This window comes from Streptomyces sp. yr375, from assembly GCF_900110755.1.
Lineage (GTDB): Bacteria > Actinomycetota > Actinomycetes > Streptomycetales > Streptomycetaceae > Streptomyces.
Genome location: NZ_FOFF01000065.1, coordinates 1 through 19,800 on the forward strand (window position 1 = coordinate 1; position 19,800 = coordinate 19,800).

13 protein-coding genes are annotated in these 19,800 nt (G+C 71.6%); 5 read left to right on the forward strand and 8 right to left on the reverse strand.

Annotation, left to right across the window (positions count from 1 at the left end; genetic code table 11):
- The coding region (locus BMZ82_RS36235) for a non-ribosomal peptide synthetase (protein ID WP_177244834.1) at window positions 1-8,894 on the reverse strand (8,894 nt) is incomplete at its 3' end.
- A 310-nt stretch (window positions 8,895-9,204) separates the two neighbouring features.
- Between BMZ82_RS36235 and BMZ82_RS41080 the strand changes: the two genes are divergently transcribed.
- The 3 genes from BMZ82_RS41080 to BMZ82_RS36250 are packed head-to-tail and all read left to right on the forward strand — an operon-like array spanning window position 9,205 to window position 11,182.
- Window positions 9,205-9,348, forward strand: a complete 144-nt coding sequence (locus BMZ82_RS41080) for a hypothetical protein (RefSeq protein ID WP_177244835.1) — start codon at window positions 9,205-9,207, stop codon at window positions 9,346-9,348.
- A gap of 5 nt (window positions 9,349-9,353) precedes the next feature.
- Window positions 9,354-10,406: an LLM class flavin-dependent oxidoreductase gene (locus BMZ82_RS36245; RefSeq protein WP_093781655.1), complete on the forward strand. Its 1,053-nt coding sequence runs from the start codon at window positions 9,354-9,356 to the stop codon at window positions 10,404-10,406.
- A 56-nt stretch (window positions 10,407-10,462) separates the two neighbouring features.
- Window positions 10,463-11,182, forward strand: coding sequence for a thioesterase II family protein (locus BMZ82_RS36250; protein ID WP_177244836.1), 720 nt, complete (start codon window positions 10,463-10,465; stop codon window positions 11,180-11,182).
- Window positions 11,183-11,194: 12 nt separating this feature from the next.
- Here BMZ82_RS36250 and BMZ82_RS36255 read toward each other — a convergent pair whose 3' ends face one another.
- From BMZ82_RS36255 to BMZ82_RS36275, 5 genes are all read right to left on the reverse strand, one after another.
- Window positions 11,195-12,541: a dihydrolipoamide acetyltransferase family protein gene (locus BMZ82_RS36255; RefSeq protein WP_093781681.1), complete on the reverse strand. Its 1,347-nt coding sequence runs from the start codon at window positions 12,539-12,541 to the stop codon at window positions 11,195-11,197.
- Window positions 12,538-13,599, reverse strand: a complete 1,062-nt coding sequence (locus BMZ82_RS36260) for an alpha-ketoacid dehydrogenase subunit beta (protein WP_093781657.1) — start codon at window positions 13,597-13,599, stop codon at window positions 12,538-12,540. The genes BMZ82_RS36255 and BMZ82_RS36260 overlap by 4 nt, the downstream gene beginning before the upstream one ends.
- A complete protein-coding gene (gene pdhA / locus BMZ82_RS36265) occupies window positions 13,596-14,732 on the reverse strand; it encodes a pyruvate dehydrogenase (acetyl-transferring) E1 component subunit alpha (protein ID WP_093781658.1) in 1,137 nt (378 codons plus the stop codon). Before pdhA ends, BMZ82_RS36260 begins: the two co-directional genes overlap by 4 nt.
- Window positions 14,711-16,051 carry a (3,5-dihydroxyphenyl)acetyl-CoA 1,2-dioxygenase DpgC gene (gene dpgC, locus BMZ82_RS36270; RefSeq protein ID WP_177244837.1) on the reverse strand — a complete coding sequence of 447 codons (1,341 nt, stop codon included), beginning with the start codon at window positions 16,049-16,051 and terminating at the stop codon, window positions 14,711-14,713. Before dpgC ends, pdhA begins: the two co-directional genes overlap by 22 nt.
- A gap of 728 nt (window positions 16,052-16,779) precedes the next feature.
- Window positions 16,780-17,169, reverse strand: coding sequence for a hypothetical protein (locus BMZ82_RS36275; protein WP_093781660.1), 390 nt, complete (start codon window positions 17,167-17,169; stop codon window positions 16,780-16,782).
- Window positions 17,170-17,619: 450 nt separating this feature from the next.
- Between BMZ82_RS36275 and BMZ82_RS36280 the strand changes: the two genes are divergently transcribed.
- Both BMZ82_RS36280 and cyaB read left to right on the forward strand, forming a co-directional pair.
- Window positions 17,620-18,471 (forward strand): helix-turn-helix domain-containing protein, encoded by an 852-nt coding sequence (locus BMZ82_RS36280; protein WP_093781661.1) that lies wholly within the window; start codon window positions 17,620-17,622, stop codon window positions 18,469-18,471.
- A 17-nt stretch (window positions 18,472-18,488) separates the two neighbouring features.
- Entirely contained in the window at window positions 18,489-19,055 is a 567-nt protein-coding gene (gene cyaB / locus BMZ82_RS36285; RefSeq protein ID WP_093781662.1) for a class IV adenylate cyclase, read from the forward strand.
- Between the two features lie 38 nt (window positions 19,056-19,093).
- Here the strand turns inward: cyaB and BMZ82_RS36290 are convergent, their stop codons facing one another.
- Together BMZ82_RS36290 and BMZ82_RS36295 are read right to left on the reverse strand one after the other, a co-directional pair.
- Entirely contained in the window at window positions 19,094-19,375 is a 282-nt protein-coding gene (locus BMZ82_RS36290) for a hypothetical protein (RefSeq protein WP_093781663.1), read from the reverse strand.
- Window positions 19,375-19,782, reverse strand: a complete 408-nt coding sequence (locus BMZ82_RS36295) for a hypothetical protein (RefSeq protein ID WP_093781664.1) — start codon at window positions 19,780-19,782, stop codon at window positions 19,375-19,377. Before BMZ82_RS36295 ends, BMZ82_RS36290 begins: the two co-directional genes overlap by 1 nt.
- Window positions 19,783-19,800 lie beyond the last annotated feature (18 nt).

Below are 19,800 nucleotides of genomic sequence, written 5' to 3' on the forward strand. Positions count from 1 at the left end.
CCGGACGTGTCGGTGCGCAGCACGAGGTTGTTGACGAAGAACCCGATCAGATCGTCCAACGCGTCGTCGGTGCGGCCCGCGATCGGGGTGCCCAGCGGGATGTCCGTACCGGCCCCGAGCCGGGTCAGCAACACGGCCAGCGCGGCCTGCGCGACCATGAACACCGTCGCACCGTTCTCGCGGGCGAACCGTGTGATGCCGGCGTGCAGTTCCTCGTCGACGGTGAAGCCGACGGCGGCACCTCTGTTGGTCGCAACGGCGGGGCGTGGTCGGTCTGTTGGGAGCTGGAGTTGGTCGGGAAGCCCGACCAGGGTCTGACGCCAGTAGCCGACCTGCCGGCTCAGCAGGCTCTCCTCGTCGTCCTCCGAACCCAGCAACTCCCGTTGCCACAACGTGTAGTCGACGTACTGGACCGGCAGCTCGGCCGCCCAGTCAGGCACCCCGCCCGCCAGCCGCGCCGCGTACGCCGCCGACAGATCACGGGCCAGCGGTGCCATCGACCAGCCGTCCGCGACGATGTGATGCACGACCAGAAGCAGTGCGTAGCTGTTCTCCCCGAGCACGAACAGCGTTGCCCGGAGGGGGAGTTCGGTTGCGAGGTCGAAGCCGGTGGCGGAGGCCGCCGTAGCCTCACGCAGCAGTTCCTGTTCCGTGGTGTGGACGACGGTGAGTCGCGGCTCGGCGGGTACGACCTCTTGGCGGGGTTCGCCTTCGTGGTCGGGGAAGCGGGTGCGCAGACTCTCGTGCCGCTCCACCACGTCCCGCAGCGCCGCAGCGAGGGCGTCACGGTCGAGCGGGCCGGTCAGACGGGTCAGCAGCGGCAGGTTGTAGGACGCCCGGTTGCCCTCGAACTGGTTGAGGAACCACAGCCGTTGCTGAGCGAAGGAGAGCGGGACCGCCTCCGGACGCGGCACCGGCCCCAACCGGACCCGGTCCCGGATCCGGTCCCCACTCGGCTCCGTTCCCGTTCCCGATCCCGTACCGTCCAGCAGCGCGGCCAACCCTGCCACCGTCGGGGCGTCGAACACCGCCCGGACCGACACCTCAACCCCGGTGACGGTCCGAATACGGCTGACCAGCCGGGTGGCCATCAGGGAGTGCCCGCCCAGCTCGAAGAAGCTGTCGTCGATGCCGACCTGGTCGACTCCGAGGACTTCGGCGTACAGCTCGCACAGGAGCGTCTCCCGTGCGGTACGCGGCCCCCGCCCGCCGGCCACCGCCTGATACTCCGGCGCGGGCAGCGCGGCCCGGTCGAGCTTGCCGTTCGGCGTCAACGGCAGCGAGTCAAGCACCACGAACGCCGAGGGCACCATGTACGCGGGCAGGGTCGCGGCCAGCGCATCCCGCAGAACGGCCGGGTCCGGGATCCCGGAAGCCGCAGCCGGTACGAGGTAGGCGACCAGTCGCCGATCACCGGAGGCGTCCTCACGGGCCACCACCACGGCCTGCCCGACACCCTTCTGACCAGCAAGAACGGCCTCGATCTCACCGGGCTCGATCCGATGCCCCCGCACCTTCACCTGGTGATCGGCCCGCCCCAGATACTCAAGCCGCCCATCGGTACGCCAGCGCACCACATCCCCGGTGCGGTACATCCGCTCCCCCGGCCCACCGAACGGATCGACGACGAACCGTTCCGCCGTCAGCCCCGGACGCCGGTGATACCCGTACGCCAACCCCGCACCCGCGATATACAACTCACCCGCCACACCCGGCACCACCGGCCGCAACCACCGGTCCAGCACATGCACCCGGGTGTTCCCGATCGGCGACCCGATCGACACCTCACCCCCGGCATCCACCACCGCCGCCGTGGACCAGATGGTCGTCTCCGTCGGCCCGTAGAGATTGGTGACGTCCGCCGCCAACTCCCCAAGTTTCAACGCCAGATCGGCCGGAAGAGCCTCACCCCCCACAAGCACCCGCAGCCCCCGCACCGCCTCCGGAACCGCGTCGACCACCGCCCGCCACAGACTCGGCGTCCCCTGCACCACCGACGCCCGATGCCGAACCACGAGCCCGGCCAGAGCGTGCGGATCGCGTACGGTCTCCCGGTCCGCGATCACCACAGCAGCGCCCTGCACCAACGGCAGGAACAACTCAAGCCCCGCGATATCAAACGCCACGGTCGTCACCGCAACGAGCCGCTCCCCCACCCCCATCGGGAACCGCTCCGCCATCGAGGTCAGGAAGTTCACCAACGCCGACTGACCTACGACGACACCCTTCGGCACCCCCGTCGAACCAGACGTATAGATCACATACGCCGCCCCACCCATTACACGCCCGGGACCATCACCCAGCCCCTCCAGCCCCTCCAGCCCCTCCAGCCCAGGCAACACATCCGGCGTCAGCACCAAAGCCGCGCCCGCATCCTCACGGATATGCGCGATCCGCTCCGCCGGATACTCCGGATCCACCGGCACATAAGCAGCCCCCACCCACTGCACCGCAAGCAGTGCCACCACCAACTCCACCGACCGGGGCAACGCCACCACCACGCGCTCACCCGGCCCCACACCCCGCTCGACCAACCACCGCGCCAACCCCGCCACCCGCGCGGCCAGCTCCTCGTACGACAACTCAACGTCGCCGGAGACCACCGCCACCGCACCCGGAGAACTCACCACCCGCGCCGCGAACAACTCCGGCAACGACCCACCCGGCACCACACACTCCGGACCGACCGACCAAGCACCGACCCTCTCCAACTCACCGGAGATAAGCGGCTCCACCTGCCCGACCCGGCGCTGTGGCAGCGCTGCCATAGCCTGGAGCAGGCTGGTCAGGCGGGTGGTGACCGTCTTGGCGGTGGCCGGGGTGAACAGGTCCGGCCGGTAGCGCAGGCGTAGTTCGAGGTGGTCGGCGGGGATCACGGTCAGGCTCATGGCGTAGTGGTCGGCGTCACGGGCCTGGGCGTCGGTGACGCGTACCCCGGCGACCAGCCCGTCGAGCAGGGCGCGGTCGAGCGGGTAGTTCTCGAAGATCATGGCCGTGTCGAACAACTCGCCCACGCCCACGAGGCGTTGGATGTCCGCAAGTCCCAGATGGTGGTGCCCGAGCAGCGCGGACTGCTCCTCCTGCAACCGGCCGAGCAGCTCCGCCACGGACTCGCCGGGGTGCAGCCGGACCCGTACCGGCACGGTGTTGATGAACAGGCCGACCATGGACTCGGCACCCGGAAGCTCCTCGGGGCGGCCGTTGACGGTGGTGCCGAAGACCACGTCCTCGTTCCCGGTCAGCGCCGACAGCAGCAGAGCCCAGGCACCCCGGAAGACCGTGTTGAGGGTCAGTCCGTGGGCACGGGCCATGGACCGCAGGGCAGCGGTCAGCTCCGGAGACAGCTCAGTGGTCAACTCCTGCGGCATGCCCAACTGGGCTGAGTCAGCAGTTGAGTTCACGGGCGTCACCAGCGTCGGCCCGTCCGTCCCGGCCAGCGCCCGGCTCCACGCGTCCCGCGCCGCGTCCTGGTCCTGCCGCGCCACCCACCGCAGGTAGTCCCGATACGGGGTCGGCACCGCCGACTCACCCGCGCCGGTGCCGCCACCGCCGTACAGCGTGAACAGCTCGTTCACCAGCAGCGGCATGGACCAGCCGTCCCACAGCAGGTGGTGGTTGGTCAGGACGAGTCGGTAGCGGCGGTCGGCCAGTCGCAGCAGGGTCATCCGCAGCAGCGGGCCGACGGCCGGGTCGAACCGGCGAACGCGATCGGCGGCCAGGAACCGAACCACCTCCCCGCCCTGCTCTTCTTCTCCGAGCCCTCGCAAGTCCTGTTCCTGCCAGGGCAGTTGCGCATGCCGGGCGATCACCTGTACGGCCTCGCCCGTGCGGCTGTGGTGGAAGGACGCCCGGAGGTTGGGGTGGCGGTCCAGCAGGGCCTGCCCCGCTGCCCGCAGGGCCTCGGGGTTCACCTCGCCGTCCAGGTCGAGGGTCAGTTGGACGACGTACACATCCGGTGTGTGGGGGTCGATTGCGTCGAGCTGCGCGTGGAAGAACAGGCCTTCCTGCAACGGCGACAGCGGCCAGACGTCGTCCATGCCACCGGGGGCGGCCTCGAACGCGTCGATCTCCTCCTGGGTGAGCGTCACCAGCGCGAGATCCGACGGAGTACGGCCCGCACCACCGGCCGCCGCGCCACCGCCCGCCGCGTCACCGGCCGTCTCGCCACCGACCGTCGTGAACCCCGCGCCGTACTCCGCGAGCAGCCGAAGCGCCCGTACCCACCGGTCGGCCAGTTCGCGCACCTCGGACTCGGGCAGCAGGTCGCCGGGCCAGCCGAGGGTCGCGGTCAGGCGCGGGGTGCCGTCCTCGGCCTCCGCCGTCCAGGCGTCGATCGCCAGCGCGTGGGCGACCGGGGCGCGGTCGTCCGGGCCGCCGGACGGCATGCCGTCACCGGCCAGGGTCCAGCCCTGCCCGCCGGTCGCGAGGCCTCCGGTCACGGTGCCGTCGAACCGGCCCAGGTAGTTGAAGGCGAGCTGCGGGTCCGGGAGCGCCGCCAGCGGGGCCGCCGTCCCGGGAGCGAGGTAGCGCAGCAGGCCGTACCCGACACCGCCGTCCGGGATCGCCCGCATCTGCTCCTTGACCCGCTTCAGCGCCCGGCCCAGCCAATATGCCTGTGTCGGCCCCTCTGTCCGGCCCTCCCAGTCGACCGCTCCCGGGTCGATCCGGACCGGGAAGACGCTGGTGAACCACCCGACCGTGCCCGAGACGTCCATCGTGGGGTCGATGTCGACGCGGCCGTGGCCCTCCACGTCGAGCAGCAGCGAGGTACCCGCACCGGCCGGACGCCCGGCGGCGACCGCCAGGGCGAGGGCGGTCAGCAGCACCTCGTCGACGCCCGCGCGGAACGCCGCCGGGAGCGCCGACAGCAGCGGGACGGTGTGCTCGGCGTCCAGCGTCACGGTCATCCGCCGGACGGTGGTGCCGACGTCCCGCGCCGGATCCAGCGGCCGGGCCGCGAGCGGTACGTCGTCGCCACCGTCGCCCAAGATCCCTGCCCACAACGGGAGTTCGGCTTCCCGCGCACGGGCGAGGGCGGGCAGCCGCGACGCCCACTCACGGAAGGACGTAACCGCCGGCCGAGAACGGGAAGAGGCCGACGACCCCCGCCATGCCTCCTCCAGCTCGGGCAGCAGGATGCGCCACGACACCCCGTCGACGACCAGATGGTGCAGGCACAGCAGCAGCCGTCCGGCCCGGTCCGGACCGGCGTCCAGCCAGACCGCCCGCACCATCGCTCCCGCGCGGGGGTTCAGTTCGGCCCGCGCCGCCTCCCGCTGCTCCTCCAGCAGAAGCCGCAGCCCCGTCTCGTCCAGACCGTCGGCGTCGACCCGCCGCACACACTCCTCGGCCGCGACCGCCCCCGGTGCCAGCACCTCCAGACCCCAGCCGGGCTCGCCCGACCCGCCGTCCGTCGGCACGACCCGCGACCGCAGGACGGCGTGCCGGTCGAGGACCGTCCGCACCGCGCCGGTCAGCGGCTCCAGGCCCAGCCCGGCCGGTACGGTCAGCGCCACGGACTGGTACGCGCGGTCGATCGGACCGCCCGTCTCGGCCAGCCACCGCATCACCGGGGTGAGCGATACCGGCCCCGACTCCTCCGACACCCCGTGCCCCGGCAGAGCGACCTCGGCGGCGGCCCCCGCCTTCAGCGCCGCCTCCGCGAGCCCCGCCGGTGTGGGCCGCTGGAACACGTCCCGGGCGGTGAGCGGGAGACCCGCCGCGCGGGCCCGGTTGACGAGCTGGATCGCCAGAATGCTGTCACCGCCGAGGGCGAAGAAACCGTCGTCGGCCCCGACCGCCCCCTCCCCGGGCAGCCGCAGCACCTGCGCGAACAGCTCGCTCAGCGCGCGCTCCTGCGGGCCGTCGGGGGCCCGTCCGCTCACCGCCGCGCGGTACTCGGGGGCGGGCAGCGCCCGGCGGTCGAGCTTGCCGTTGGGCGTGAGCGGCAGGGTGTCCAGCACCACGACCGCCGACGGCACCATGTAGTCGGGCAGGGTGGCCGCCGCGTGGTCGCGCACGTCCTGGGGCGCCGGTTCCCGGCCGGGTCCGGCGGGCACGACGTAGCCGACGAGCCGCTTGTCCCCGGGGACGTCCTCGCGTACGACGACGGCGGCATGCGTGACATCCGGGTGCCCGGCCAACGCGGCCTGGACCTCGCCGAGTTCGATACGGAAACCGCGGATCTTGACCTGGTCGTCGGCCCGGCCCAGATACTCGAGGGTGCCGTCCGGCCTGCGCCGGGCGAGGTCGCCGGTACGGTACATGCGCGCGCCGGCGTCGCCGTAGGCGGCCGCGTACGGGTCGGCGGGGAAGCGTTCCGCGGTCAGACCGGGACGGTTCAGATAGCCGCGGGCCAGCCCCGGCCCGGCGACGTACATCTCACCGGCGGTGCCGGGCGGCGGGGGCCGCAGCCGGCCGTCCAGGACGTAGACCCGCAGGTCGGGGATGCCGGTGCCGATCACGCTGGCACCGGCGGTCGCGGCCAGCTCCCGGTCCAGGGCGGCGCGGGTGACGTGGACCGTCGTCTCGGTGATCCCGTACATGTTGACGAGCACCGGCGCGGTGTCCGGGTGCCGCCGATACCAGTCCGCGAGCAGCGCCGGCTCCAGCGCCTCGCCCCCGAACACCACGAAACGCAGGGCCAGTTGAGCGCCAAGCGGCCGGTCCCGGTCGGCGGCGGCGAGCTGGTGGAACGCGGACGGCGTCTGGTTCAGCACGGTGACGCGCTCGCGCTCCAGCAGCCGCAGGAAGGCCGCCGGATCACGGCTGGTGAGATGGTCCACGACGACCAGTCGGCCACCGTGCAGCAGCGCGCCCCACAACTCCCACACGGAGAAGTCGAAGGCCGGCGAGTGGAACAGCGTCCAGACGTCCTCGGCCCCGAAACCGAACGACGCGTCGGTCGCGGAGAACAGCCGCACCACGTTGTGATGCGGCACGGCCACCCCCTTCGGCCGCCCCGTGGACCCGGACGTGTAGATCACGTACGCGGTGTTGTCCGGACTCGACGGCCGACACCGCTCGTCCTGCCGAAGGTCTACGGCCGCACCCTCCCCCTCACCAGTTACGTCGTCCAGGAACAGGTACGGAACCCGGTGGTCCGGCAGGCGGGCGGCCGTGGCGCGGTCGGTGAGGACGGCGACCGGGGCGGCGTCGGTGAGCATCCAGGACAGCCGGTCGGCGGGCGCGTCGGGGTCGAGCGGAAGGTAGGCGGCACCGGTCTTGAGCACCGCCAGCAGGGCGACGACGAGGTCCGTGCCCCGGGGCAGCGCGAGCGCTGCGATCGTCTCGGGCCCGATCCCGTGCCCGACGAGCCGCCGCGCGAGCCGGTTGGCCCGCGCGTTCAGCCCGCCGTACGACAGACCGGTGCCCTGGAAGGTCACGGCCACCGCGTCCGGAGTCTCCGCCGCCTGCCGCTCGAAGAGTTCGGGCAACGTGACCCGCGCGGCCGGGGCGGCCACCAAGTGGCCATCCACTGGCCCCAGTTGCCCCGCCGAATCCGAGCGCCCCGCCGCCGCGGCCAGCGCCCGAGCGTGCTCCGCGCCGTCGGTCACCTCGACCCTCGCCACCGGATCCCCGACCTCCAGCCCCGCCAGGGACTCCAGGAGCAGCAGATACCGGCGGAGCAGGTCGGCGGTGCGTTCGGCGTCGTACAGGGCCGGGTTGGTGGCGAGGACGACGCGCAGGGCACCGTCGCCGCCCTGGTCGTGGACCGTGATCGACAGGTCGTCCACCTGGCCGGTGGCCAGGTAGTGCGGTGTCACCCGGCAGGGGCCGAACGGCATGTCGTAGACGAACGGCAGGATGTTGAGGACCGGGCCGAACAGCCGCTGCCCGCCGCCCGCGAGGCCAAGGTCCCGGTGCAGGTCGCCGTACCGGTAGCGCTGGTGCTTCAGCAGTCCGCGCGCCTGGCCGGAGGCCAGTTTCGCCGCCTCGCGGACGGTCGTCCCGGGGCCCGTGCGCACCCGCAGCGGCAGTTCGTTGGACAGCATCCCCTGCACGTCCCGCACCCGGGATCCCCGGCGGGCGGGGACCGACAGGCCGAGGACCGCCTCGTCGGCACCGGTCATCCGCTGGACGTACAGCGCCGTCCCGGCGATGAGCAGCGCGTTCAGCCCCACCCCCGAGGCGCGCGCGAGTTCCCGCAGCCGCACGGCCGTGGCGGCCGGCAGCCACTCGCTCTCGGTGCGGAAGTCGTGGGAGGGCGGTGCCGAGTTCCCGGCCGGCGTGACCGCCTCGGGGCGGTCGGCGAGCTGCCCCGCCCAGTACGCCCGGTCGCGCGTGAACTCGTCGCCGACGCGGTAGTCCGCCTCGTCGGCCAGCATCTCGGCGAGCACGGTGAGCCGTCCGTCCGGCACGGGCCGGCCCTCCACCAGCGCCGAATAGACCTCCGCGATCCGCTCCACCATCAGCGCGCAGCCCGCGCCGTCCATCGCGATGTGGTGGGCGCGCAGGTACAGCAGGGCCTGGTCGGGGCCGGTCAGGAAGAGCCGCCAGGTGTAGACGGGGCCGCGCCGCAGGTCGACGGGGCGGGTCAGGTCGGCGCGCATCCACGCCTCGGCCGCGGCGCGCGGATCGGGTTCGGCGCTGACGTCGGACACCAGCAGCGTCACGTCGTCCTGCGGGCCCACCACCTGCCAGACGCCGTCGTCGTCGGTGTCGTAGCGGCTGCGCAGGGACTCGTTCTCGTCCGCCATGCGGTTGAGCGCGGCGTCCAGCAGGACCGGATCGAGCGGGCCGCGCAGGTCCAGGTACTGCGCGACGACGAAGGTCGGGTTGGCCGGATCCAGTTGCTGGGCGTGCCACACGCCCCGCTGGGCCGACGTCAGCGGGAGGCGGCCCGTGCGCGCGCCGCCCCTGCCATCCGTCCCGGCCGTCAGACGGTCAGCCACCACCGACACCCCTTTTGATCCTCTTGATCCTCGGAAGACTCCGCTTCCGACCATCCGGCCGCCACCCCGCCTCCCGCATCAGCGATCACCACCGTTACGGCGCGGCACGGGTTTGACGGGACACAACGGCAGCCACGCGGGGGTCGGACAGCGGCCGTAACGGCGGCCGGCGGACCCGGCGTAACGGTGGTGAACGCCGATGCCCGACACCCGGCCCGGCACGGACCCTTGGGGGCGCGCGGGCCGAACTCCCGTGCACCTGACGGACGACCTGACGGACGAAGGGCGGAACCTCGGAATGAACCTCGGAATGACCCCTCGCAGCACTCGCGTTCCCGGCACCGAGAAGTACCGGGCGAACCGGGAGAAGCGGGAGAAGCGGGCCGGAACACGGCCCGGGACCCCGCTCCTCACCACCATGTCCGTCGCACCGCTCACCGTGAACGGGAGCTGACCGCAATGGAGTTCAGCCTCTTCTACTTCGCCGACGACGCCAGCGCGGACGGCAACCGGTACCAACTCCTGCTCGACGGTGCCCGGTTCGCCGACACCCACGGCTTCAGCGCGGTCTGGACGCCCGAGCGGCACTTCCACACCTTCGGCGGCCTGTACCCCAACCCGGCCGTGACCGGCGCGGCGTTGGCCGCCGTCACCGAGCGCGTCTCGATCCGCGCCGGCAGCGTCGTGGCACCGCTGCACCACCCCGTCCGCATCGCCGAGGACTGGTCGGTCGTGGACAACCTGTCCAACGGCCGTACGGGCGTGGCCTTCGCGTCCGGCTGGCACGCCAACGACTTCGTCCTCAACCCGGACGGCTACGCGACGCGCCGCGAGTCGCTGACCGACACCGTCGACCAGGTCCGCCGACTGTGGCGGGGCGAGAGCGTGCCCTACCCCAACGGCGTGGGCGAGGAGGTCGACGTACGGATCTTCCCCGCGCCCGTCCAGCCGCAGTTGCCGATGTGGATCACCAGCGGCGGCAGCCCGGAGACGTTCCGCACCGCCGGCCGGCTCGGTGCCGGGGTGCTCACCCACCTGCTCGGGCAGGGCATCGACGTACTCGCCGACCGGATCGCCGCGTACCGCGCCGAGCTGGCCGAACACCACGGCGAGGACCACCGGGGCCAGGTCACGCTGATGCTGCACACCTTCCTCGGCGAGGACCGCGACACGGTCAAGGAGATCGTCCGGGGCCCGTTCACCGGGTACCTGCGCAGCTCGGCCGATCTGTTCTCGGCCATCCGCGGCGGCGGCGCGGCGGGCCTGTCGCCGGACGAGATGCCCACCGAGGAAGAGATCGAGTGGCTCCTGAACCATTCCTTCGAGCGCTACTTCACCGAGGGCAGCCTGCTCGGCACCGTCCCCGACAACCTGCGCATGCTGGAACGCCTGGACGCGACCGGCGTCGACGAGGTCGCGTGCCTGATCGACTTCGGGGTGGACGCCAAACTCGTCATGGACAGCCTCGTCCACCTCGACGAGCTGCGCGTCCGCTGGACGGAGCGACCCTGATGCGGACGGCGGGCACCACACCCGCCACCTGGATCCGGCCCCTGACACAGACGCCGATGACACCGATGAACGGCCCCAGGACGCGACTGCGCCTGTTCTGCTTCCCGTACGCGGGCGGCGGCACCTGGGCCTACCGGGGCTGGGCGGAGCACCTCCCCGACGGCGTCGAGCTCCACGCGATCGCCCTCCCCGGCCGGGAGACCCGGATAGCCGAGCGACCCGTGGCCGACCTGCCGACGCTGCTCGCCGACCTGGTCCCGGCGCTACGGCCCTACGTCGACGCCCCGTTCGCCTTCTTCGGCCACAGCATGGGGGCCGTCCTCGCCTGGGAGACCGCCCGCGCCGTACAGGCGGACCGCGGACGGTCGCCGGAGCACATCTTCGTCTCCGGCTCCCCACCACCGTCCCTGGTGAGCACCGGCGTCCAGGACCTGCCCACCCTGCCGGACGCCGAACTGGTAGAACGCATTGGCAAGTTGAACGGCTCACCGGGCGAAGTCCTGGCGAACGCCGAACTGATGGAGCTGCTCCTGCCCGCGTTCAGGGCCGACTTCACCCTCCTCGCGAACTACACCCCCGCACCCGACGCCCCGCCACCCGCCTGCCCGGTGACGGTCTTCGGCGGCGACCACGACCCCCGCGCCGAACCGAACTCCCTGGGCGGCTGGGCCGAGTTCACCAGGGACCCACCCGAGGTGCACGTCCTGCCCGGCGACCACTTCTTCCTGCACTCGGCACGCGCCCAGCTACTCGCAAGGGTGTCGGCACGGCTGTGACTCCCGGGCCTCTCACAACAGCCGTAGCAGGCCCAGCGGTTCCTCCATCAGGTCGGCGACCTTACGCAGGAACCCGGCCGCCGACCCGCCGTCACACACCCGGTGGTCGAAGGTCAGCGACAACTGACACACCTGACGCACCTCGAGCCGCCCCTCAACCACCCATCCCCGGGGCAGAATCCGCCCGACGCCGAGCATCGCGGCCTCGGGATGGTTGAGGATCGGCGTCGAACCGTCCACCCCGAACACCCCGTAGTTGTTGAGCGTGAAGGTGCCGCCGGACAACTCGCCCGGCCGCACCGTCCCGTCGCGGGCGACACCGGTCAACCGCGTGATCTCCGCCGAGAGTTCGGGAAGAGTCATCGACTGCGCGTCCCTGACGACCGGGACCATCAGCCCCCGTTCGGTCTGCGCGGCCAGCCCGAGATGGACGGCCGGGAACCGCACGATCTCCTGCCGCCCGGTGTCCACCGTGGAGTTGAGCTCCGGGAACTCCCGCAGCGCCGCGACACAGATCCGCGCCAGCAGAGCGGACAGCGCGACCCGCGGACCCCCCGACGCGGCGAGCCGCTCCTTGACCTCCAGCAACCGAGTGGCATCCACGTCCACCCACACAGTGGCCGCCGGAATCTCCCGATGACTACGGGCCAGCTTCTCCGCAACAGCCTTACGAACCCCACGCAACGGCACCCGCACGGCGGCCTCGGGCTCGTCGACCGGGACGGCCGGGACCGCCGGGACAGGTTCCACCCCGACACCGCTGACACCGCCGGCACCGCCGACACCGCCGACACCGCCGACACCGCCGACACCGCCGGCACCGCCGACACCGCCGACACCGCCGACGACGTCAGCGCGCAGGATCAGCCCCTCCGGCCCACTCCCCCGCACCGACCGCAGATCGACCCCGTTCTCCCGGGCCAGCCGCCGCACCAACGGCGAAAGCACCCGCACCGGCCCACCACGCACACCGACCCCGGCCCCGCCCCCGACCACCGGCTCGGGCAGTAGACGCCGCCTCCGCCCGCCACCGGCATACGTGCCATAGCCGACGAGTACGTTCCCGGAAGTGTCGGACTCGGAACCGGGGTCCCCACCCTCCGCGACCGACACCAACGGCGAGCCGACGTCCAGACTCTCCCCCGGCGCGCCCCACAGCCGCGTGACGACACCACCGTAAGGACAGGGCACCTCGACGACCGCCTTGGCCGTCTCCACCTCCACCACCGCCTGGTCCACCGCCACCAGGTCGCCGACCTCGACGAGCCACCGTACGATCTCCGCCTCCGTGAGCCCCTCCCCCAGATCGGGAAGGGTGAACTCACGCACGGAACCAGAAGCCGAACCCGAACCGCTCATCGCGAGCCCCCCGACCGCGTCCTGGACTCCCACGTGGACTCCCACTGAAGCCGGGCCACCGCGTCGAGGATGCGGTCGACTCCGGGAAGATGGTGCCGTTCCAGCGCGGGCGGCGGATACGGGATGTCGAACCCGGTGACCCGCAGCACCGGGGCCTCCAGATAGTGGAAGCAGCGTTCCGTCACCCGGGCGGCGATCTCCGCGCCGAACCCGGCGAACCCGCTCGCCTCATGGACGACGACCGCCCGCCCGGTACGCCGCACCGAAGCGCACACCGTCTCGTCGTCGAAGGGCACGAGGCTGCGCAGATCCACGACCTCCAACTCCCACCCCTCGGCCCGCGCCGCCTCCGCCGCCTCCAGGCACACCGGCAGGGACGACCCGTAGGTGATGAGCGTCGCGGACGACCCCGTACGGCGTACGGCGGCCGTGCCCGGCTCGGGCAGCCGGGCCGTGCGGTCGAGTTCGCCCTTGGACCAGTAGAGCCGTTTCGGCTCCAGGAAGACCACGGGGTCGTCGGAGGCGATCGCGGCACGCAGCAGCCCGTAGGCATCGGCGACCGTCCCCGGCGCGACGACATGCAGGCCGGGCGTGTGCACGTAATACGCCTCGGAGGCGTCGCTGTGATGCTCCACGCCCCCGATGCCGCCCCCGTAGGGGATCCGGATCGTCAACGGCATCGGCAGCGCGCCCCGCGTGCGGTTGCGCATCTTGGCGACATGGCTGACGAGCTGCTCGAAGGCGGGATAGGCGAAGGCGTCGAACTGCATCTCCACGACGGGCCGCAGCCCGTACATGGCCATGCCCACGGCCGTCCCGAGGATGCCGGACTCGGCGATCGGCGTGTCCGCGACCCGTTCGTCGCCGAACCGGGCGGCGAGCCCGTCGGTGACCCGGAACACGCCCCCCAGCGCGCCGATGTCCTCCCCCATCAGATGCACCCGGTCGTCCTCGGCCAGAGCATCGTGCAGGGCCCGGTTGAGAGCCCGCGCCATGGTGACGGTCTCGGTGCGCGCACCGGCCGGCGTAATCCGGTGATCGGCGGCGGTGGCGGTCATGCGATGGCCTCCTTTGCGGCACGCTTCCCGGCGGCCAGTTCCCGCGCCAACAGGGCGCGCTGCTCCAGCAGTTGGGACGTAGGCCGCGCATACACGTGATCGAACAGACTCAACGCATCCGCACCCGCACCCGCACTCGAATCCGGATCCGGATCCGTGGACAGGCGGGCCCGCAGCTCACCGGCCATCCGCTCGGCCCCCTCCCGGAACTCCTCCACCATCGCCTCGTCGAGCAGCCCCCGCACGCGCAGATGGTTCTCCATCCGCACGACGGGATCCCGCCGCAGCCACGCCTCGACCTCCTCCGCGTCCCGGTAGCGGGTCGCGTCGTCGGCGTTGGTGTGGGCGTCGACGCGGTAGGTGAGCGCCTCCACGAGGGTCGGCCCACCGCCCGCACGGGCCCGGTCCGCCGCCGCCCGCACCGTCTCGTACACGGCGGCGACGTCGTTGCCGTCGACCCGCACCCCCGGCATGCCGTAGCCGATCGCCTTGTGGGCGAGGGTCGGTGCCGCGGTCTGCTTGTCGATCGGGACGGAGATCGCGTAGCCGTTGTTCTGCACGAAGAACACCACCGGTGACCGCCCGACGGCGGCGAAGTTCAGCGCCTCGTGGAAGTCGCCCTCGCTGGTCGCGCCGTCCCCGATCATCGCGAGCACGGCGAGGGAGTCCCCCCGAAGTTGCGCGGCCCGGGCCAGACCGGCCGCGTGCACGGTCTGGGTCGCCAGCGGCGTGGCCAGCGGGGCGACGCGATGGGCGTGCGGATCCCAGCCGTGATGCCAGTCGCCGCGCAGCAGCGTGAGAACCTCGGCCGGGTCGACGCCCCGCGTCAGCACGGCTAGCGTGTCCCGATAGGTGGGGAACAGCCAGTCCTCGTCCGCCAACGCCAGCACCGCACCGACCTGGCAGGCCTCCTGCCCGGTGGTGGACGGATAGACGGCGAGCCGCCCCTGCTTGGTCAGCGCGGTCGCCTGCTGGTTGAACCGCCGCCCCAGCACCAGCCGGCGATACAGCTCGACCAGCACACCGGCGTCGATGGTCTCGGTACCCGCCGCACCGTCGATAAGAGTCACCGGATCCCCGACAGGCAAGGAAAGCCCCTCCTGATTCATGGTCACCGGTTCCTCGATATCCATGTGCGCTCCAGGTTGGCCACGAGGTCGCTGCTGTAGAGCCGCCGCGACTGCTCCAGCGCGTACGCCGCCATGTACTGCCGGAACACGTCCGCCGGCTCCTCGTGCTGGTTCAGCATGCGGCGGTTGGCGATCACGGCAGGATTGGCGAGTTCCTCCGCGACGGCACTCACCGCGCCCTCGACCCGATCCGGTGCGACGACCGCGTCGACCAGCAGCGCCCCTTCGGCGGACGCCGCGTCGATCCGGCGGTTGTGCAGAATCGACTGCCGCGACAGCCGCGTACCGGCCTGCCGGGGCAACCGCAGATTGGCCGCGCCCGGGATGATGCCCTCCTTCAGGGCGGGCAGCGTGAAGTACGCCTCGTCCGTGGCGACGACATGGTCGAAGCAGAGCAGGATCTGCGCGCCCCCACCGATCGCGAACGTGTCCACGACCCCGATCCACGGCTTCTCGACCGGCTCGTCCAGCCAGTCACCGGCGGCGTCCGCGACCGTGATGCCCCGGAAGATCTTGTTGATGTAGCCGAGCTCGCGCCCCAGGAAGAAGTCCAGGAGCGAGATGTCCCCCTGGTACAGCCGCGTCAGATTGATGCCCGCGCTGAACACCCGCCGCCCCGCGTACCGGGGATGCCGCATGGGAGCCCCCCGCATCACCCCGACCCGCACCGAGTCGTCGAGCAGCACGAGGTCGACGGCCACCTCGAGATCGGCGACCAGCAGATCGTCCTCGGCGTTGAGGAACTCGTGGTTGTCGACGGTGACTTCGGCGACGTCCCCGTCCCGCCGCACCGACACCAGCCCGAGCTCGACGTACCCGTTGTCCCGGAACCCGGGAAGCGCGGCCAGCGCCCGCAGAGTCGGCCGGCGCATGGCATCCATCAGATGCCGCCCAGCGGCGCACGACCGCAACAGCCCCCAGAAGAAGATCCCCTGATCGATCTCACGCCCGTCCTTCGCCCCCTGCGGCAGCGCCCGCTCCTCCTCGATCCGCTCCTTCGTCGGTACGAGGCCGGGCAGCAGCTCGGAGGCCTGGTAGGCGAGGTCGTCCAGCCGCAGAAACGCCTTCCGGTCGTCGGTGAGCTCCCGGTACACATGCTCCGCGTGCGCCTCGACGAACCGGTGCCGCGCCCGACGGGCCGTACGGTGCGCCTCGTCCGCGACCGCGGTCTGCCGTTCGTCGCGCTCCCCCTTGGGCGGTACCGCCCGCAGCTCGTCCTCGGTGCGCGCCAGGAAATCGACGAGGTGCCCGCTGTCGTCGGCATACCGCCCACAGAACCCGGGCGAGGCGGCGGTCGGCCGCTCGTGCTGCTTGTCCCTCATGTGATCTCCAGCCCTCGCATGTCTCCGGCGCACCGCGGTGGTCGTACGCCCACGCGTGCCGCCGACGCATGCCGCCGACGCGTGCCGCCCCCTGCTCCCACCCAGGATTCGGCCCCCGCAGGCCTCAGCCATCGGCAATGACCACAGTTACGCCGACCAGCACACGGACCAGTACGTCGACCAGCACACCGACCGGCACACCGCACACCCCACCCGACACCCCACCCGGGCCCGACCGGCCCGAGACAGCACGAAGACCTTTAGAAAGCGCCCGCTCGCCCCGCTGACGAGAAGCGCAACGAGGCTCCAGCGGCGAGCCTGGGGGCTTTGGTCAGGCAAGGTTGGAACCGATCACCCACCACCAACTCTTGCGGCCGCGCTACATCGAGAACAGCCGAATTGCCACCATGTAAGCGCCAGGCGGCCCCGGTCGGCAGTGGGATGCCGGCCGGGGCCGCGGTGTGGTGCTCGTCAGACGGCGGACTGCCCGGAGCCCGGGCACATCTCCCGCGAGCCCGGCTTCTGGTGCTGGGCCACCGGCTGACCAAGGTCAGCGCCGACGGTGGAGTAACAGACCGGACAGCTTCCCGGGCACTCGCCCGGGTCGAAGCGGGCGCCGGGGTGGTTGTGCGTGCATCCCATATCGAGCTCCTCACATCGCGTGGATGGTGCTGACAGGTGGTGCCGTGCAACTCCCCGCGCGGCCGGGTCCCGGCGGCGGGGAGGGTCTAGAACTTCCGCAGGAAGGCGCGCTCGCCGTTGTGGAAGAACACGGTCACGCCCTCGCTCGTCTTCTCCTCGCGGGTCGACCAGACCTCAAGCAGCCTGGTGTCAGGCGAGTCCGCCGCGCCGATGACAGCGGCCAACCACGCGTCCGCCGGGCCGTTGGCGGGCGCGGTCGTCCATTCGGCCGGCTGCCCGTGCACGGCGGCGGTCGGGGTGTCGTGCTTGGCACCCTCGGCGAGCTGCCCGATGATCTGCCACCGCTGCTCGCTGCCTGCGGCGGTCACGGCCAGGGCATAGGGGTGCGGACCGCCTTCGATGATGTCGACGCGCTGCACGTCGGGCGTGTTTTTCAGCAGGTCAACCAGGTAGTCACGGTAATCCAGGGGGCGCATTTGTGATCATTTCCTCTCGTGGCAGCCTGGTCAGTCTATGAGCCATCCGAGCCTGGAGGGCCTGATGTTGCGCGCTCGAAATGCCGACGGCGGGTCATGTCTCGCGGGTACTGGATGCAGCCCCGGTCGGCGACGGGGGACGTCGGCCGAGGCCGCGGTTCCCGCCCGCCTTCGTGACGCCTGACCAGGCGGGCCGTGTTGCTGTAGGCCTCGTGCCAGGCGCAGAACGCGATGCCGGTCGCCTGGGGGATGGTGGGGGATTCCTCGGTCTGCGTAGGCTCGCCACGTCGCCTCCAGACCAGTCGGCCACACCCGGGGCCGTTCGCGCGGTCGCCGGGATTTCACGTACCTGGTCAGGCTGGCGTGACGGACGGTGTCGACTCGATCCCCTACCGGTAATCTCACGGTGAGATGACTTCTCATCCCGTTCGCGATACCAGGGGCCGCGCGATGCCGACTGCACTGGAGCCGATCGAACTGCCCGGCTGGGCGTGGGAGAAGGCCGAGGTCCGTCAGGCCCTCAGAGCCCGGGACATGGGTGCCGTGTTCCGGCACGTGCAGCAGTACGCCGGCGCGAGTCAGGCACGGATCGCGACCGCGGCCGGGATGACCCAGGCCCGCGTCAACGAGATCATCAACGGCCGCCGCGAAGTGTCCCGGCTCGACGTGTACGAGCGGATCGCCGACGGCCTCCACATGCCCGACGACGCCCGCCACCTCCTCGGCCTCGCCGCGAGCAGGGAGAAGCGCACGGGTGGCCCTGCGTTCGACCTGGCGGCGTTCCCGGAAGTGGTGCGCGTGTACGCGGCGCAGAACTCGGCGGCCGAGGAGATCCGGCAGCAGGCCCGCGACGCACAGGAGTTGGACGTCCTGGCGGTGCGTGGGCTCGGTCTGATCGGGTTGAACGACAGCCTGCTGCGCGCCTGTCTGCCGCGAGAGCGGGGTGGCCGGGGGCTCCGGGTGCGGGTGGCGCTCCTCGACCCCGACAGCGACGCCCTGGCCCGCCGCGCGGCCGAGATCGGCGAGTCCCCGGAGTCCCTCGCCGGCGGTGTACGGCTGGCGGAGGCGCGGCTACGGGAGTTGGCCGGCGCGGGTGACGTGGGCGTGTGGCGGTATCAGATGCTGCCCACTTGGCGGGTCATCCGCACGGACTCCACCATGTTCGTCGGTGCCTTCGACTCCGGGTGGGAGGGCCACGAGTCGGCGCTGTACAAGGTGATGGCGACGCCGCACGGCCCGCTGTTCCGTGGGTTCAGCAGGATGTTCGAGGCGGTCATCGACGGCGCGAAGCGCACCGTCTGAAGATGAGGGGAGCGGCCGTGATCGAGGCCGAGTTGAAGGCCCGGGTCCATGCGCCGGAAGCCGTGATGCGGCTGCTCGACGAGCGGGCCACGGCCCGGGTCGAGGTGTACCAGGATACGTACTACGACCGGCCGGACGGCTCGCTGGAGAAGGCCGACCAGGAGCTGCGGGTGCGTACCGTCCACGGCGCGGACGTCACCCGCACGGTCCTCACCTACAAGGGCGCGACGGTCGACGAGGACTCCGGGTCGAAGCCCGAGCACGAGACGGTTGTCGCCGATGCGGAGGCCGCGCACGCGATCCTCCGTGGCCTCGGTCATGTCGAGGTCATCGCGTTCGAGAAGCGGTGCCGGAACTACGACATCACCGCGCGCGGTCGGCAGATGCTCGCCACCCTCGTGCGGGTCCCGGAGATCGACGGGACGTTCCTGGAGGTCGAGACCCTCGCGCATGAGGACGACGTGACCGCAGCCCTCGGCGATGTCCGCGCTGTCTTTGAGGAGTTGGGCATCGGGCCGGAGGACCTGACGAAGGAGACCTACACAGGAGCTGTTGCCGCCCAGCGCAGTCAACCCCGAACATGACGAAGCGTCCCCGCCCTCCGAGGAGGACGGGGACGCTTTCATGGGCGCCAGGGTGTGAGGTCGAGGTCTGCAGACGGTTCAGGTGCCGGGCCAGCCGGGGTGTCGGGGCCGACGCGCCGAGCCCACAGGCGGAGGTCCAGGTAGGCGCGGGTCAGCAGCTTCCGCTGCGTCCGCTCCTCCTTCACCTTTTGTCCAGCCGCTTTGATCGCCGTGAAGTCCGCGCGCCGGTTCGTCGCCCGCGACTGAGTCCACGACAGCAGCCCCACCACCAGCCCCACCACCAGCGCCACCGCGCCGCCCGACTGGGCCCCCACATCCATCAGCGTCGAACCTTTCTCAGGTGCGGCGCAGGCGGGTCGTCCATCCCGGACACCAGCACCACGCCGATGGTGTACGCCCCCCAGCCGCAAGCCGATCCGACCGCCGGCGGGAAAGGCCCGGCAGCAGCAGCCGTGAACACTCCGGCCCACAGCCCGGCCGGGACGCCGAGCGCCGTGAGCCCGAGAGCCTGCACGCGCGGGCAGTTGACGACGAGACCGCACGAGGCGGCCAGGAGACCGCAGGCCACCCACATCCAGCCGAGCGCGTCGAGGGGGATGTGCTGGGTCAGGTCGGCCAGGCCCCGGGCTGTGCCGTAGCGCGGGTTGCCGACGATGCCGAGTCCGCCGTATCCGGCCCCGCCCAGGCCGATGACGACGAGGAAGGCGCGGTGGGCCCGGAAGAGCACAGATGCTCACACACCGCT

Bases quoted from the DNA above. Each gene is read 5' to 3' on its own strand.
- BMZ82_RS41080 (WP_177244835.1), top strand. From the start codon at position 9,205: ATGACCCCTCGCAGCACTCGCGTTCCCGGCACCGAGAAGTACCGGGCG.
- BMZ82_RS36245 (WP_093781655.1), top strand. From the start codon at position 9,354: ATGGAGTTCAGCCTCTTCTACTTCGCCGACGACGCCAGCGCGGACGGC.
- BMZ82_RS36250 (WP_177244836.1), top strand. From the start codon at position 10,463: ATGACACCGATGAACGGCCCCAGGACGCGACTGCGCCTGTTCTGCTTC.
- BMZ82_RS36255 (WP_093781681.1), bottom strand. From the start codon at position 12,541: ATGAGCGGTTCGGGTTCGGCTTCTGGTTCCGTGCGTGAGTTCACCCTT.
- BMZ82_RS36260 (WP_093781657.1), bottom strand. From the start codon at position 13,599: ATGACCGCCACCGCCGCCGATCACCGGATTACGCCGGCCGGTGCGCGC.
- pdhA (WP_093781658.1), bottom strand. From the start codon at position 14,732: ATGGATATCGAGGAACCGGTGACCATGAATCAGGAGGGGCTTTCCTTG.
- dpgC (WP_177244837.1), bottom strand. From the start codon at position 16,051: ATGAGGGACAAGCAGCACGAGCGGCCGACCGCCGCCTCGCCCGGGTTC.
- BMZ82_RS36275 (WP_093781660.1), bottom strand. From the start codon at position 17,169: ATGCGCCCCCTGGATTACCGTGACTACCTGGTTGACCTGCTGAAAAAC.
- BMZ82_RS36280 (WP_093781661.1), top strand. From the start codon at position 17,620: ATGCCGACTGCACTGGAGCCGATCGAACTGCCCGGCTGGGCGTGGGAG.
- BMZ82_RS36290 (WP_093781663.1), bottom strand. From the start codon at position 19,375: ATGGATGTGGGGGCCCAGTCGGGCGGCGCGGTGGCGCTGGTGGTGGGG.